The following is a 12,917-nucleotide window of genomic DNA, read 5'->3' on the forward strand; positions in this document are numbered from 1 at the left end:
GCTGAGGGGATGATCCGCGCAGCCGTCCTGACGGTGTCCGACCGATCCGCGGCAGGAACGCGCGAGGACCGCAGCGGACCCGTCGCCGTCGCGGCGCTCCGGGACGCCGGCTTCTCCTGCGACGAGGCGCTGATCATCCCGGACGGCGCCGACAGTGTCGAGCGGGCGATCACCGCGCAGGTCCTCGCGGGCGTGCGCCTCATCGTCACGACGGGAGGCACCGGTCTCGGCCCGCGGGATGAGACCCCCGAGGGGACGTCCCGCGTCCTCACGCGCCCGATCCCCGGGATCGCGGAGGAGCTCCGACGGATCGGCACCGCACAGATGCCCACCGGGATGATCTCCCGCGCCGTGGCGGGTGTCGTCGACCCGCACGGCGCCCTCGTCGTGAACCTCCCGGGCTCGCCCGGCGGTGTGCGCGACGGCATGCCGGTCATCGTCTCGATCGCGGCCCACGTCATCGAGCAGGTCGCCGGCGGGGACCACTGATGGCCGCCGTCGTCCGCGCCGACATCAGCGACGCGCCCCTCGATCTGTCCGCACACCTGGAGGCTGTGGCGGATCCGGCGATGGGCGCCGAGACGACCTTCGTCGGTCGGGTGCGCGATCACGACCCGGATGCCGCGCGGGAGGTCGCCGCGCTGGAGTACTCCGCGCACCCCGATGCCGCCGCCGCGCTCGGACGCATCGCGGCCGCGGCCGCGGGGGAGACCGAGGCCCGGGTCGCCGTGAGCCACCGGGTGGGGAGGCTCGGGGTCGGGGACATCGCCGTGGTCATCGCCGTGGCGAGCCCGCACCGCGCGACCGCGTTCGAGGTCTGCCGCACGCTCATCGAGGCGATCAAGACCGACCTCCCGGTCTGGAAGAAGCAGGTCGAGATCGACGGCACCGCCACCTGGCTCGGGCTCGGGGGCTGACGGCCTCCCGTCCGGATCACCCGCCCGCGAAGGGCGGGAGCACGTCGACGGTCTGCGCGCCGGTGAGCGGGGTGTCATCGCCCACGCGCGCGCCGTCGAGGAGCACCGCGCAGCGCGGCAGGATGCCGGCGAGAGCGGGGTGCGCGGCGGTGAGCTCGGTGCGCAGAGCGCCGAGGGTCGCGACGTCGTAGTCCGCGGCGTCGGTGCCGGCAGCCTCCTGCGCTGCGGCGAAGAACCGGACGCGGGTCACGGCGTCCCTCCCGCGGTGTCCTGCGCGTGCGCGCGGGCGAGCCCGGTGATCGCCGCGACGGCGGCGGCGATGTCGTCGGCGGATCCGCCGGCGCGCCCGGCGACGAGGCCGGCCACGAAGGCGCTGAGGGGAGCGGCGGGGCGGGCCACGTCGTGGGCGACGGCGCGCGCGAGGTCGAGCACCAGGGCGATCGGAATGTCGTCGGGGGCGAGCCCGAAATGATCGCGGAGGACGGTCGCCCACGCGTCCAGCGCCTCGGGGGGAAGGGTGCGTTCGGTCATCTCGGCGACTCCTCGGGGGTGGACGGGGACGGCGCGGAGGCGAACCGGCGCCGCGCCCGGTGAAGATCCTCCCACGTGTCCACGTCGTCGGTCACGTGCGCCGGGGCGCGGAGGACGGCGACGGCGAGATCGTCCAGGAGAGCGCGGACGGCGGCGTCGCGCCCTTGCTCGGGGAGAGCGGATGCCGCCTCCCGCAGCGCTCGGGTGCGGTAGGCCCCGGTGAGCCACTGCGGTCGTCCCGACGCGTCGGCGAGGCACACGCCGTCGGTGTCGGCGGGGAAGAGGTCCAGGTCGGCCACGAGCAGGCGCGCGGCCTCCTCCGCGTGCGGGAGGTCGCCGGCGAGGACGAGCGTCCACTCGGGCGCATCCTCCGCGGGCGTCGCGGCGAGGGCGGCGACGATCGCGGCGGCGGGTCCGCCGAAGGGCGGATCCTCGCGCACCCAGCGGGTCGGGATCTCCACGCCCGAGAGAACCGACTCGGGGCCGACGATCGTGAGGGCTGCCGCGCCGACGGTGGCCGCGGCATCCACCGCCCGAGTGAGGAGCGAGCGCCCGCCGACGTCCAGCAGAGGCTTGTCCGCTCCGTCGAGGCGCGTGGCCCGGCCGCCGGCGAGCAGGATGGCGCCGAGACGCGGCCCGGCGCTCACGATTCCTCGGATCGGACCCAGTCGCCGCTCTTCCCGCCGGTCTTCCGGGTGATGCGGACCGCCTCGAGGGACGTGCCCTTGTCGAGCGCCTTCACCATGTCGATCACGGCGAGCCCGGCGACGGTCACCGCGGTGAGGGCCTCCATCTCGACACCCGTCCGATCGGCGGTGCGGACCGTGGCCTCGATCTCGACACCGACGTCCGTGACGATCAGGTCCACCGTCGCGCCGTGGACGCCGATGACGTGCGCGAGCGGGAGCAGCTCCGGCGTGCGTTTGGCGGCCTGGATGCCCGAGATGCGGGCGACCGCGAGGACGTCGCCCTTGGGGACGGTGCCGTCCCGGAGCGCGTCGACGACCTCGGGGGCGCACCGCACAAGACCCCGTGCGGTGGCGGAGCGGACGGTGGGGGCCTTCTCGGTGACATCGACCATGCGCGCGTGGCCGGCGCCATCCAGGTGGGTGAAACTCATGGGATCAGCATGACATCGACGAGATCGCCCGCCTCGACCGCCGCCACCTCGGCGGGCACCATCGCGTACGCCTCCGCGCGGGCGAGGCCCCCCGCCAGGTGCGATCCGCCGCTCGTGGCCGGGACCGCGCGCCACTGCGCCGGATCGGCACGATCGATCCGGACCGGGAGGAACTGCGCGCGTCCCGGGGGTGTCCGCCACCCGCGCGCGGCGGGGAGGGTCACGACGGGTCGGGCGAGGTCGCTCCGCCCCTGCATCGCGAGGAGCGCCGGGCGGACGAAGACCTCGAAGGACACCGCGGCGCTGACGGGGTTCCCCGGAAGACCGAACAGCAGCGTCCCGGCGGGGGAGACCCCGAACCCCTGCGGCTTGCCGGGCTGCATCCGCACCTTCGAGAAGGTCATCCACGCGCCGAGGGTCGACTTGACCACTTCGTAGGCGCCCGCGCTGACGCCGCCCGAGAAGATCACGAGATCCGCGTCCACCTCCTCGGCACGCGCGATCGCCCCGAGGGGGCCGCCGACCGTGTCGTCGACCACCTCGCGGGCCACGACGTCCGCGCCGGCCTCGCGCGCGAGCATCTCCAGCAGGATGCCGTTGGACTCGGGGATCTCGCCGCGGCGGAGCGGCGTCCCCGGTGCGACCAGCTCGGTACCCGTGGACACCACCGCCACGCGCGGTCGGCGGGCGACCGTCACCGCGGCCACCCCGGCCGCCGCTGCGGAGGAGAGCTGCAGCGGACCGAGCGCGGTTCCCACGGTGAGGATCTCGGCGCCGGCGATGCAGTCCTCACCCCGGCGACGCACGTGGACCCCCGGTGCGGGCGCGGCGATCACGAGCACCTCGTCCAGCGAATCGGCGAGCCCGCCGGCGGTGCTCTCGAACGGGACGATCGTGTCGGCCCCGCTCGGCATCGGCGCCCCGGTCATGATGCGGGCCGCCTCGCCCGGACCGAGCGGCGGGTCCTCGCCCGATCCGGCAGGGATGTCGGCGACGACGCGCAGTCGGGCGGGACGGTGGTCGCTCGCCCCGGCGACGTCCTCGCCGCGGACGGCGAAGCCGTCCATCGCGGAATTGTCGAAGACGGGGAGGTCGACGGCCGCGTGCACCGGCTCCCGGAGTGTGCGTCCGAGGGCGGCCGCGAGCGGCAGGACCTCGGAGGAGCGGAGGGACGCCGCGGCGAGGACGGTCGCGCGGTGGGCGTCGAGGTCGATCAGGTCATCGGTCACGCGGAAGGCTCCTCGGCGATCGTGCTCGGCTCCGGCGAAAGGTCCGTCGCGTTCGGCCACGTCGAGAGCCCGCCCGCAAGCACCGCGGCATCGACGCCGCGCGAGCGGAGCACCTCGGCGGCGCGGTGGGCGCGACCACCGGCGTGGCAGATCACCACGACGGAGGATGCCGTCACCCGGGCCGGTTCGGCGAGCAGATCAGCGAGCGAGATGGTCACGGACCCCGGGATCGTCCCGGTGGCGGTCTCGGCCGGCTCGCGGACGTCGAGGAGCAGCGCGCCCGCGCGGGAGGCCGACAGTGCCGCCTCCAGGTCGACGTCCGGCACCGGCGTCGGTGCGGGTGCGGCCGTCGGCGGGGGCGCCGGCGAGACGACCGGAGCAGGCATCCGGCTCGGTCGCAGCGGTACCTCGGACGTGCGCCCGCGGAGCGCGTCCACCACCAGGACGCGGCCGAGGAGGGGCTCCCCGATCCCGGTGAGCAGCTTGACGGTCTCGGTGGCGAGGACGCCGCCGACCTGGATGCAGAGCGATCCGAGCACCCCCACCGCGGCGCACGTGGGGACCTCGCCCTCGGTGCCCTCCGGGTAGAGGTCGGCGAGACGGACGGCGGGGAGCGCGGCATCCGGCGGGGTCCAGAAGATCGTCACCTGGGCGTGGAACTCCTGCACCACGCCCCAGACGAGGGGGATGCCGAGGCTCTCGCAGGCGTCGGCGACCGCGCGACGCGTCGCGAAGGTATCGCTGCCGTCGATCACGACGTCGGCGTCCGCGAGGAGCGCGGCGGCGTTGGCGGGGGCGATCCGCTCGGTCACGGCGTCGACGCGGGTGCCGGGGGAGAGGTCGGCCGCCGCCCGGATCGCCGAGGCGGTCTTCGGGCGGCCGGCGTCGCGGTGGCGGTGCAGCACCTGGCGCTGGAGGTTGGAGATCTCCACGACGTCGTCGTCGATGACGGTGAGCCGGCCGATCCCGGCCGCGGCGAGGGCGAGGATCACGGGCGACCCGAGACCGCCCGCGCCGATCACCGCGACGTGGGCGGCGGCGAGGCGGCGCTGACCGATCTCGCCGAATCCCGCGAGGACCGCGTGACGGGCGGTGCGGGAGGCCTCGGCGGGGTCGAGGGCGTCCACGGGCGCGACCAGCGGGGGAAGGGGCACCCCCTCAGGCTACGACGGGAGTCCGGATCGGATGCCGGGTTCCGCACGTGCGGAGAAGAAGGCTCCCTCGACCCGCGTGTGCGGTGATATCGTGACGCGATGACCGCCTACAAGATCGCGGACGCCGCGCGTCTCCTGGGCGTGAGCGATGACACCGTGCGCCGCTGGGTGGATGCCGGCACGCTCCCGACCACCGGTGCGAGCCCCGCGGAGATCCCCGGGGCGGCCCTCGCCGAACGCGCGGTCGCCCTCGCGGCGCGGCCGGACGACCCCACCGACGTCCTCTCCAGCGCGCGCAATCGCTTCACGGGACTCGTCACCCGTATCGTGCGGGACACGGTGATGGCGCAGGTCGACATCCAATCCGGCCCGCACCGCGTGGTGTCGCTGATGTCCGCCGAGGCGGTGGACGCCCTCGGCCTCGAGGTCGGGTCGCTCGCCGTCGCCGTCGTCAAGGCCACCACCGTCATCGTCGAGACCCCGAAGGACTGACGTGCCTCGTTCCCGCTCGCTTCCCCTCCTCTCCGCGCTCGCCGCGTGCGTGCTCCTGCTCGGCGGGTGCGCCTCGTCACCGACGGAGGATCCGCAGGCGGGGGAGACCTCGATCGGCGACGCCGACGCGCTGACCGGAGAGGTCACGATCTTCGCCGCGGCGTCCCTCTCGGTCGCCTTCGACGAGATCGCCGCGCAGTTCGAGCAGGCCTACCCGGGTGTGGACGTCCGCCCGATCTCCTACGACGGCTCGAGCACGCTCGCCACCCAGATCGTCGAGGGCGCACCCGCCGACGTCTTCGCCTCGGCCGACGAGAACACCATGGCGACCGTCGTCGAGGCGGGCCTCGCCGCGGAACCGGCGCTGTTCGCCACCAACACCCTCGTCGTCGCGGTGCCGGCGGGGAACCCCGCACAGATCGCGGGTCTCGCCGAGCTCTCCGATCCCTCAGCGCGCGTCGTGCTGTGCGCGCCGGAGGTGCCGTGCGGTGCGGCGTCGCAGACCCTGCTCGCCGATCAGGGCGTTCGCGTCACCCCGGCCAGCTCCGAGCAGAACGTCACCGCGGTGCTGACCAAAGTCGCGGCGGGTGAGGCCGACGCCGGACTCGTCTACGCCACCGACGTCGCCGGACGCGACGACGTCGAGGTGATCATCCCGGAAGGCGCCGCGGACGTCGTCAACCGCTACCCGATCGCCGCGCTCGAGGACGCCGTCGATCCCGAGGTCGCCGCGGCGTTCGTGGCCTTCGTCCTCGGCGATCGCGGCCAGGCCGTTCTGGCGGACCTCGGCTTCGGATCACCGTGAGCGCGCGTCGGCCCGGATCCCGACAGCCCGCGGGCTTCGTCCCGCGCATCCTCGTCCTCCCGGCTGTTGCGGCGCTCGCGCTCCTCCTCGTCCCGCTCGTCGCGCTCGTCGCCCGGGTGCCGTGGTCGTCGCTCGTCGCCGACGTCACCTCCCCGCAGGCGCTGTCGGCCCTGGGGCTGTCGCTGTCGACCGGCATCATCGCCACCGGCGTGTGCGCGATCCTCGGCATCCCGCTCGCGATCGTGATCGCGCGGAGCTCCGCACGTACCGCGGGACTCCTCCGCGCGCTCGTCACGGTGCCGCTCGTCCTGCCCCCGATGGTGGGCGGCGTCGCGCTCCTGTATCTGTTCGGCCGAACGGGGTGGCTCGGCGGCGTTCTCGCCGACCTCGGCATCCGTCTGCCGTTCTCCACCCCCGCGGTCGTGATCGCGCAGACCTTCGTCGCGTTGCCCTTCCTCGTCCTCGCCGTCGAGGGGTCCCTCCGCGCGACCGGTGTCGGCTACGAGCAGGCAGCGGCCGGACTCGGCGCCGGACGGTGGACGATCCTCCGGCGCATCACGATCCCGCTCGCCGCGCCCGGGATCGTGGCGGGCGTCGTCCTCTGTTTCGCGCGCGCGATCGGCGAGTTCGGGGCCACGGCCCTGTTCGCCGGGAACGCGCCGGGCGTCACCCAGACCATGCCGCTGGCGATCTACACCGCGTTCAACGGCGCCGGAGTCACACAGGGCACGGCGATCGCCCTCTCGCTCCTGCTGCTGTTCACCGCGGTCGGGGTGCTCCTCCTCGTGCGCGCGTGGCGTCCGACCGGACCGGGGGCTCCGCGATGACGGCGGCGGCGCTGGACGCGCGCGTCGTCGTCGCGCGGAGCCGATTCACCGTGGACGTGGAACTCGCCGTGCGCGCGGGTGGCACCCTGGCCGTCATGGGTCCGAGCGGGGCCGGCAAGTCGACGCTCCTCCAGGCCCTCGCGGGGCTCGTCCGACTCGACGCCGGAGCGATCCGGCTCGGCGGCGACCTCCTCGCGGGCGGGCCGTCGGGGGTGCACCGCGACCCCGCGGAGCGCGGGATCTCCCTTCTCGGGCAGGATCCCCGCCTCTTCCCGCACCTGAGCGTGCGGGAGAACATCGCCTTCGGTCCGCGGGCACGCGGTGTGGCCGCGCGCGCGGCCCGCGCAGACGCCGACACCTGGCTCGAGCGCGTGGGGCTCGCCGGCACGGGCGATCTCGCGCCCGACGCCCTGTCGGGTGGACAGCAGCAGCGGGTTGCGCTCGCGCGGGCGCTCGCCGTCGAACCGCGCCTGCTGCTCCTCGACGAGCCGCTCACCTCCCTCGACGTCGCGACCGCCGCCGAGATCCGTGCGCTTCTGCGGGCACAGCTCGCCACGACCGGGGTGACCGCCGTCGTTGTCTCGCACGACGCGGCGGATGCCGTCGGGATCGCCGAGCGCCTCGTGATCGTCGAGGACGGCGCCCTCGTGCAGGAGGGCACCGTCGCCGAGGTGCTCGCCGCCCCGCGCTCCCGCTTCCCTGCCGCGGTCGCCGCCGCCCGCCGATTCGACGGCGAGGCGCAGGGCTTCGACCGCGAGGCGCCGGGGTTCGACCGCGAGGCGCAGGGGTTCGACCGCGAGGCGCAGGGGCGCGAGCGTGACGCGGATTCGGGTCAAACGGGTCCGCAGGACCGACCGCGCGCGTAGCCTTCCGTCATGGACGATCTCTCCACGCCGACCGGACGAGAAACGGCCCTGCGGGCCGTCCCCGCCGAGGACGGCACGCCCCCGCGGGTCCTCGTGCTCGGTGCCACCGGCTACATCGGCGGCCGACTCGTCCCGCGCCTTCTCGCCGCGGGCTACCGCGTGCGGGTCCTCGCGCGCGACACGTCGCGCCTCGGCGCGTTCACGTGGGGAGCCGACGTCGAGTCCGTGCAGGGCGACGCCACGGATCCCGCGGCGGTGGCCGAGGCGACCGAGGACGTCGACGTCCTCTACTACCTCGTGCACTCGATGTCCGCCGGTGCGGCGTTCGAAGACGCCGACCGCCGTGCCGCGCGCACCGTCGCCGATGCGGCCGCGGCCGCCGGGGTGTCGCGCATCGTCTACCTCGGCGGCCTCCACCCCGAGGACGCGCCCCTGTCGGCGCACCTGCGCTCGCGCGTGGAGGTCGGGGAGGTCTTCCTCGCCTCGGGCGTGCCGACCCTCGTCCTGCAGGCGGGCGTCGTCATCGGCTCGGGGTCGGCGTCCTTCGAGATGGTCCGCCATCTCACCGAGGTGCTGCCCTACATGCCGGCCCCGCGCTGGGTGCGCAACCACATCCAGCCCATCGCGGTCCGCGACGTCCTGCACTATCTGCTGGGAGCGGCGAAGATCGCCCCGGACGTGAACCGCGCCGTCGACATCGGCGGACCCGACGTCCTCCGCTACGGGCAGATGATGAACGGCTACGCCGTCGTGGCGGGTCTGCCGCAGCGGGCGATCGCGGCGCTCCCCGTCCTCACGCCGCGGCTCGCCTCGCACTGGGTGAATCTCGTCACGCCCATTCCCCGCTCGATCGCGCGTCCGCTCGTGGAGTCGCTGCAGAACGAGTGCGTGATGAAAGACCACGACATCGACGACCTGATCCCGCCGCCCGAGGACGGGCTCACCAGCTACCGGCACGCGGTGCAGCTCGCGCTCGGCCGCGAGCAGGAGGACCGCGTGGAGACGAGCTGGCTGGATGCCGAGGTGCTCGGCGTCCCGAGCGATCCGCTGCCGAGCGACCCCGACTGGGCCGGGCGCACCGTCTTCGTCGACGCCCGATCGGCGCACACCTCGGCGCCGCAGGAGGCCCTCTGGCGCGTCATCGAGGGGATCGGCGGCGCCAACGGGTGGTACTCCTCACCCATCCTGTGGGCGATCCGCGGCTGGATGGACCGTCTCGTCGGCGGCATCGGTCTCGCCCGCGGCCGCCGCAGCCGCGAGCGTCTCCAGGTCGGCGACGCGCTGGATTTCTGGCGGGTGGAGGCCCTCGAGCCCGGCTCGTTCCTGCGACTCCGGGCCGAGATGAAGGTGCCGGGGCTCGCGTGGCTCGAGCTCCGCGCCGTGGCGGAGGAGAACGGCTCGCGCTACGAGCAGCGTGCGGTGTTCTTCCCGCTGGGGCTTGCCGGTCGCCTCTACTGGCTGGCGGTGTTGCCCTTCCACGGCTTCATCTTCTCGGGGATGGCCAGTCGCATCGCCGCGACCGCCGAGATGGATGTCGAGGCGTTCGCGCAGCCGGTGACCGTCACGCGCTGACGATCGTGCCCGCCCGCACGTGCACGGTGCGGTCGATGAGACCCTCCGGCACGGTCACGTGCGAGATGAGGACGACCGCCTGATCGTCACCGGCGGCTTCGAGCAAGTCGCGCAGCAGGGCGTCGGACGCGGCGGGATCCACCCCGGCGGTCGGTTCGTCCAGGACCAGGACGGGGAACCCGCGTAGCAGCGCCCGCGCGAGCGCGAGCCGCTGCGCCTGCCCGCCCGAGACGAGGGCACCGCGCTCGCCGACGCGCGCGTCCAGGCCTCCGCGCTCGCGCAGCCAGTCGCCGAGGCCCACGCGATCGAGGACCGCGACGAGATCGGCATCCGTGGCGGTGTCGCGCGCGAAGAGCAGGTTCTGGCGGATGTCCTCGTCGAACAGCATCGGGCTCTGTTCGCAGAGACCGATGGTGCGCCGGACGTCGTCCGTGGAGAGCTCCCCGACCGCGACGTCCCCGATCGTGTAGTCGCCGGTGACGTCGAGGAAGCGGACGAGCACGTGGGCGAGCGTCGACTTCCCCGCGCCGCTCGAGCCGACGACGAGCAGCCGCTCTCCCGGGGCGATGTCGAGGTCGACGTCGCGGAGGGCGGGAGCGTCGGTTCCGGGCCAGCGGGCGGAGACTCCGCGGAGGCGGATGCCGTCGCCGAGCGCGGGGCCGAGGCCGGTGGGCTCGGGGTCATGGGCGACGAGACCCGCGGGCACGTCGGTGGGGACCGCGTCGGCCACACGCGTGGCGCTCGCGCGCACCTGACGCCACGCGGCGGCGGCGAGCGGGACGGCGGCGAACACCTCGAACACGGCCATCGGGACGAGGATCACCACGGCCAGGGCGGGCGCCGAGACGGTGCCGACGGCGACGGGGCCCGCCGTCACGAGCACCGCGGCGAGACTCGCCGCGCCGGCGAGGAGCGACACCACCGCCGCGGTTCCGGCCTGCGCGCTCGCGCGGCGGAGGACCGCGCGCCGGAGCGCCCGATCGGCGCGGGCGATGCGGGCGCGCCCGGCCTCTTCCGCGCCGTAGGCCGACAGGACGTCGAGGCTGCCGAGCTGGTCGAGGACGGCATCCGACAGTTCCGCGCGCAGCGGGGCTATCGCGCGCTCGGCGCGGGCGCCGGAGGCCCACCCCCACGCGGTGGCGGCGACCCCCGCGGCGAGGAGACACGCCAGCAGGGTGAGGCCCGCCGGCCACCACACGATGCTCACGAGGATCACCGCGCCGAGGGCCACGGTGGCGGAGGCTGCGAGCGGCTGGATGACGCGCAGGGGAAGGTTCTGGAGCTCGTCGACGTCGTCGACGAGCGCGCCGAGCATCGACCCGCGGCGCGAGCGGGTGAGCCCGTCGGGGGCGAGCGGCACGAGGCGCCGGATGAGCGCGGAACGGGTCGCCGCGAGCTGCCGGAGCGCGGCGTCGTGGCCGGTGAGGCGCTCGAGGTAGCGGAAGACCGCCCGCGAGATCGCGAAGAAGCGCACGCCGACGACGGCGGCGGTGAGGAAGAGCACGGGAGGCTGTTCGCTGGCCCGGACGATCAGCCACGCGCTGACGGCGAGGAGCGCCACCGCGGAGGCCTCGGAGGCGAACCCGGAGGCGAGCGCGGGCACCAGGCGTGGCGAGGGCGGGACGGCACCGCGGAGGACGCCGGCGGGGGTGGCCGTCGACGCGGCGACGCGGGAGCGCGCGGTCATGCGGTCACCCCTCCCGCGGTGGCGGGGGCAGCCTCGGCCGCTCGGGCCTGCAGCCGGACGACCTGGTCGGCGATCGCGTGCGCGGTGGTGCGGTGGGAGATGAGGAGGACGCAGGCGCCCGCGTCGGCGAGCGCGCGGACAGCGGCCCAGAGGCGCGCCTCCGTCTCGGCGTCGAGGGCCGCGCTCGGCTCGTCGAGCGCGAGGACGCGCGCGCGCCCGCGGAGGAGCCGGTAGACCGCACGGGCGACGGCGACCCGCTGCGCCTGGCCGCCGGAGAGACCCGCGCCCTGGACGCCCAGCATCCGTTCCGGGGTGATGTCGTCGGCGCACGCGAGCGCGAGGGCCCGCGCGACGGCGGCGGTGTCGGGGTCGTCGTCGCCGAGGGCGACGTTCTCGGCGACGGTGCCGCCGATCAGTCCGGGCTGCTGACCGGCCCACGCGAGCCACCGGGCGGGGGGAAGCGCGCGGAGGTCGGTGTCGCCGAGGCGGGCGGCTCCGTCGAAGGCGACCGCGCCGCGCAGGGCCGCGAAGACGCTGGACTTGCCGACGCCGCTGGGTCCCGCCAGCACCGTCACGGTGCCGGGAGCGGCGCGGAGGCTCACGGGGCGGAGCGCGCGCTCGCCGTAGTGGACGGCGACGCCGTCGAGCACCAGGTCGCCCACGGACGCGGTCTCCGTCGGGTCGCCCGTCGTGGGGCTCTCCGTCCCGTCGACCGGGAGTGCGCGGGCGGCGTCGAGCACGGCGAAGACGTCGTCGGTCGCGGCGACGCCCTCGGCGGCGGCGTGGAACTGCACGCCGACCTGGCGCACCGGGAGGTAGGCCTCGGGGGCGAGGAGGAGAACGAAGAGTCCGACCGACAGCAGGAGTGATCCGTCGATGAGGCGGAAGCCGATCGTGACGGCGATGACGGCGACCGAGAGGGACGCGAGGAACTCGAGGGCGAAGCCCGAGAGGAACGACACGCGCAGCACCCGCATCGTCTCGCGCCGGTAGTCCTCGGTGACCCGCTCAATGGAGGATGCCGCGCGGTGCTGACGGCCGAACACCTTCAGCGTCGACAGCCCCTGCACCGTGTCGGAGAAGCGGGCGGCGAGACGGCCGAGGGTCGCCCACTGCTTCCGCTGGACGCTGCGCGTCGCGAGTCCGATCAGCACCATGAACAGCGGGATCAGGGGCAGGGTGAGGATGACGGTGAGGCCCGAGATCCAGTCCTGCCACCACATCACCGCGATGATGAGGGGCGTCGCGACGGCGGTCTGCACGAGCTGGGGCAGGTAGCGCCCGAAGTACGCCTCGAGCGCGTCCAGGCCGCGCCCGGCGGTCACCGCGAGCGCCGCCGAGTTGCGGCTCGCGAGCCACCCCGGACCGAGCCGGCCCACCGCGGCGAGGAGGCCCTCGCGCAGCTGGGACTGCACGCGTGCGGCGGCGTGGGCGGCGACCCGCTCGCGGACGGCGAGCAGTGTCGCGCGGACGGCGATCACCGCGGCGAGGAGCGCGAGGGTCTGCGTGAGGTCGGCGACGGGCACGCCGTCGATGACGCCGACGACCGCGCGTGAGAGGAGCCAGGCGAACGCCACGATGACCGCGGTCTGGCCGAGCGACAGCACGCCGAGGGCGATGAAGAAGCCCCGCGAGGCGGTCGCGTAGCGCAGGAGCCGCGGATCCACGGGCGGCCCTCCCGCGCGGGTGGGGCCGTCGGCATCCGATTCGTTCATAC

15 protein-coding genes are annotated in these 12,917 nt (G+C 74.8%); 7 read left to right on the top strand and 8 right to left on the bottom strand.

Going from position 1 to position 12,917, the window contains the following annotated elements:
- Positions 1-9: 9 nt before the first annotated feature.
- Complete coding sequence (locus AB0O93_RS02085) at positions 10-489, top strand: MogA/MoaB family molybdenum cofactor biosynthesis protein (RefSeq protein ID WP_236967495.1); 480 nt, start codon at positions 10-12, stop codon at positions 487-489.
- Positions 489-917 (top strand): molybdenum cofactor biosynthesis protein MoaE, encoded by a 429-nt coding sequence (locus AB0O93_RS02090; RefSeq protein ID WP_363340032.1) that lies wholly within the window; start codon positions 489-491, stop codon positions 915-917. Before AB0O93_RS02085 ends, AB0O93_RS02090 begins: the two co-directional genes overlap by 1 nt.
- Before the next feature lie 16 nt (positions 918-933).
- Here AB0O93_RS02090 and AB0O93_RS02095 read toward each other — a convergent pair whose 3' ends face one another.
- The 6 genes from AB0O93_RS02095 to AB0O93_RS02120 are packed head-to-tail and all read right to left on the bottom strand — an operon-like array spanning position 934 to position 4,951.
- Positions 934-1,167, bottom strand: coding sequence for a MoaD/ThiS family protein (locus tag AB0O93_RS02095; RefSeq protein ID WP_363340034.1), 234 nt, complete (start codon positions 1,165-1,167; stop codon positions 934-936).
- On the bottom strand, positions 1,164-1,448 hold the full coding sequence (locus AB0O93_RS02100; protein ID WP_363340035.1) for a DUF6457 domain-containing protein: 285 nt from the start codon (positions 1,446-1,448) through the stop codon (positions 1,164-1,166). Before AB0O93_RS02100 ends, AB0O93_RS02095 begins: the two co-directional genes overlap by 4 nt.
- Positions 1,445-2,095 (bottom strand): NTP transferase domain-containing protein, encoded by a 651-nt coding sequence (locus AB0O93_RS02105; protein ID WP_363340037.1) that lies wholly within the window; start codon positions 2,093-2,095, stop codon positions 1,445-1,447. The genes AB0O93_RS02100 and AB0O93_RS02105 overlap by 4 nt, the downstream gene beginning before the upstream one ends.
- Complete coding sequence (gene moaC, locus AB0O93_RS02110; protein WP_363340039.1) at positions 2,092-2,568, bottom strand: cyclic pyranopterin monophosphate synthase MoaC; 477 nt, start codon at positions 2,566-2,568, stop codon at positions 2,092-2,094. The genes AB0O93_RS02105 and moaC overlap by 4 nt, the downstream gene beginning before the upstream one ends.
- The gene (gene glp, locus AB0O93_RS02115) at positions 2,565-3,797 is read right to left on the bottom strand and encodes a gephyrin-like molybdotransferase Glp (RefSeq protein ID WP_363340041.1); all 1,233 of its coding nucleotides are present in this window, start codon (positions 3,795-3,797) and stop codon (positions 2,565-2,567) included. Before glp ends, moaC begins: the two co-directional genes overlap by 4 nt.
- Entirely contained in the window at positions 3,794-4,951 is a 1,158-nt protein-coding gene (locus tag AB0O93_RS02120; protein WP_363340043.1) for a HesA/MoeB/ThiF family protein, read from the bottom strand. Before AB0O93_RS02120 ends, glp begins: the two co-directional genes overlap by 4 nt.
- 99 nt (positions 4,952-5,050) lie before the next feature.
- Between AB0O93_RS02120 and AB0O93_RS02125 the strand changes: the two genes are divergently transcribed.
- Genes AB0O93_RS02125 through AB0O93_RS02145 form a run of 5 tightly spaced genes read left to right on the top strand, consistent with a single transcriptional unit; the run spans position 5,051 to position 9,513 of the window.
- Complete coding sequence (locus tag AB0O93_RS02125) at positions 5,051-5,443, top strand: TOBE domain-containing protein (RefSeq protein WP_236967503.1); 393 nt, start codon at positions 5,051-5,053, stop codon at positions 5,441-5,443.
- A 1-nt stretch (position 5,444) separates the two neighbouring features.
- Positions 5,445-6,248 carry a molybdate ABC transporter substrate-binding protein gene (gene modA / locus AB0O93_RS02130; RefSeq protein WP_363340044.1) on the top strand — a complete coding sequence of 268 codons (804 nt, stop codon included), beginning with the start codon at positions 5,445-5,447 and terminating at the stop codon, positions 6,246-6,248.
- Positions 6,239-7,075 (top strand): ABC transporter permease, encoded by an 837-nt coding sequence (locus tag AB0O93_RS02135; protein WP_363340976.1) that lies wholly within the window; start codon positions 6,239-6,241, stop codon positions 7,073-7,075. Before modA ends, AB0O93_RS02135 begins: the two co-directional genes overlap by 10 nt.
- A complete protein-coding gene (locus AB0O93_RS02140) occupies positions 7,042-7,941 on the top strand; it encodes an ATP-binding cassette domain-containing protein (protein WP_363340046.1) in 900 nt (299 codons plus the stop codon). Before AB0O93_RS02135 ends, AB0O93_RS02140 begins: the two co-directional genes overlap by 34 nt.
- Positions 7,942-7,950: 9 nt before the next feature.
- Positions 7,951-9,513, top strand: a complete 1,563-nt coding sequence (locus AB0O93_RS02145) for an SDR family oxidoreductase (protein ID WP_363340048.1) — start codon at positions 7,951-7,953, stop codon at positions 9,511-9,513.
- Here the strand turns inward: AB0O93_RS02145 and cydC are convergent.
- Positions 9,503-11,200 carry a thiol reductant ABC exporter subunit CydC gene (cydC, locus tag AB0O93_RS02150; RefSeq protein ID WP_363340050.1) on the bottom strand — a complete coding sequence of 566 codons (1,698 nt, stop codon included), beginning with the start codon at positions 11,198-11,200 and terminating at the stop codon, positions 9,503-9,505. The genes AB0O93_RS02145 and cydC overlap by 11 nt on opposite strands.
- Positions 11,197-12,915, bottom strand: a complete 1,719-nt coding sequence (gene cydD, locus AB0O93_RS02155; protein WP_363340052.1) for a thiol reductant ABC exporter subunit CydD — start codon at positions 12,913-12,915, stop codon at positions 11,197-11,199. The genes cydC and cydD overlap by 4 nt, the downstream gene beginning before the upstream one ends.
- Between the last annotated feature and the right edge of the window lie 2 nt (positions 12,916-12,917).

The organism is Microbacterium sp. NPDC077184, assembly GCF_040687055.1.
In the GTDB taxonomy this organism is placed as follows: Bacteria; Actinomycetota; Actinomycetes; order Actinomycetales; family Microbacteriaceae; genus Microbacterium.

Bases quoted from the DNA above. Each gene is read 5' to 3' on its own strand.
- AB0O93_RS02085 (WP_236967495.1), top strand. From the start codon at position 10: ATGATCCGCGCAGCCGTCCTGACGGTGTCCGACCGATCCGCGGCAGGA.
- AB0O93_RS02090 (WP_363340032.1), top strand. From the start codon at position 489: ATGGCCGCCGTCGTCCGCGCCGACATCAGCGACGCGCCCCTCGATCTG.
- AB0O93_RS02100 (WP_363340035.1), bottom strand. From the start codon at position 1,448: ATGACCGAACGCACCCTTCCCCCCGAGGCGCTGGACGCGTGGGCGACC.
- moaC (WP_363340039.1), bottom strand. From the start codon at position 2,568: ATGAGTTTCACCCACCTGGATGGCGCCGGCCACGCGCGCATGGTCGAT.
- AB0O93_RS02125 (WP_236967503.1), top strand. From the start codon at position 5,051: ATGACCGCCTACAAGATCGCGGACGCCGCGCGTCTCCTGGGCGTGAGC.
- AB0O93_RS02145 (WP_363340048.1), top strand. From the start codon at position 7,951: ATGGACGATCTCTCCACGCCGACCGGACGAGAAACGGCCCTGCGGGCC.
- cydC (WP_363340050.1), bottom strand. From the start codon at position 11,200: ATGACCGCGCGCTCCCGCGTCGCCGCGTCGACGGCCACCCCCGCCGGC.
- cydD (WP_363340052.1), bottom strand. From the start codon at position 12,915: ATGAACGAATCGGATGCCGACGGCCCCACCCGCGCGGGAGGGCCGCCC.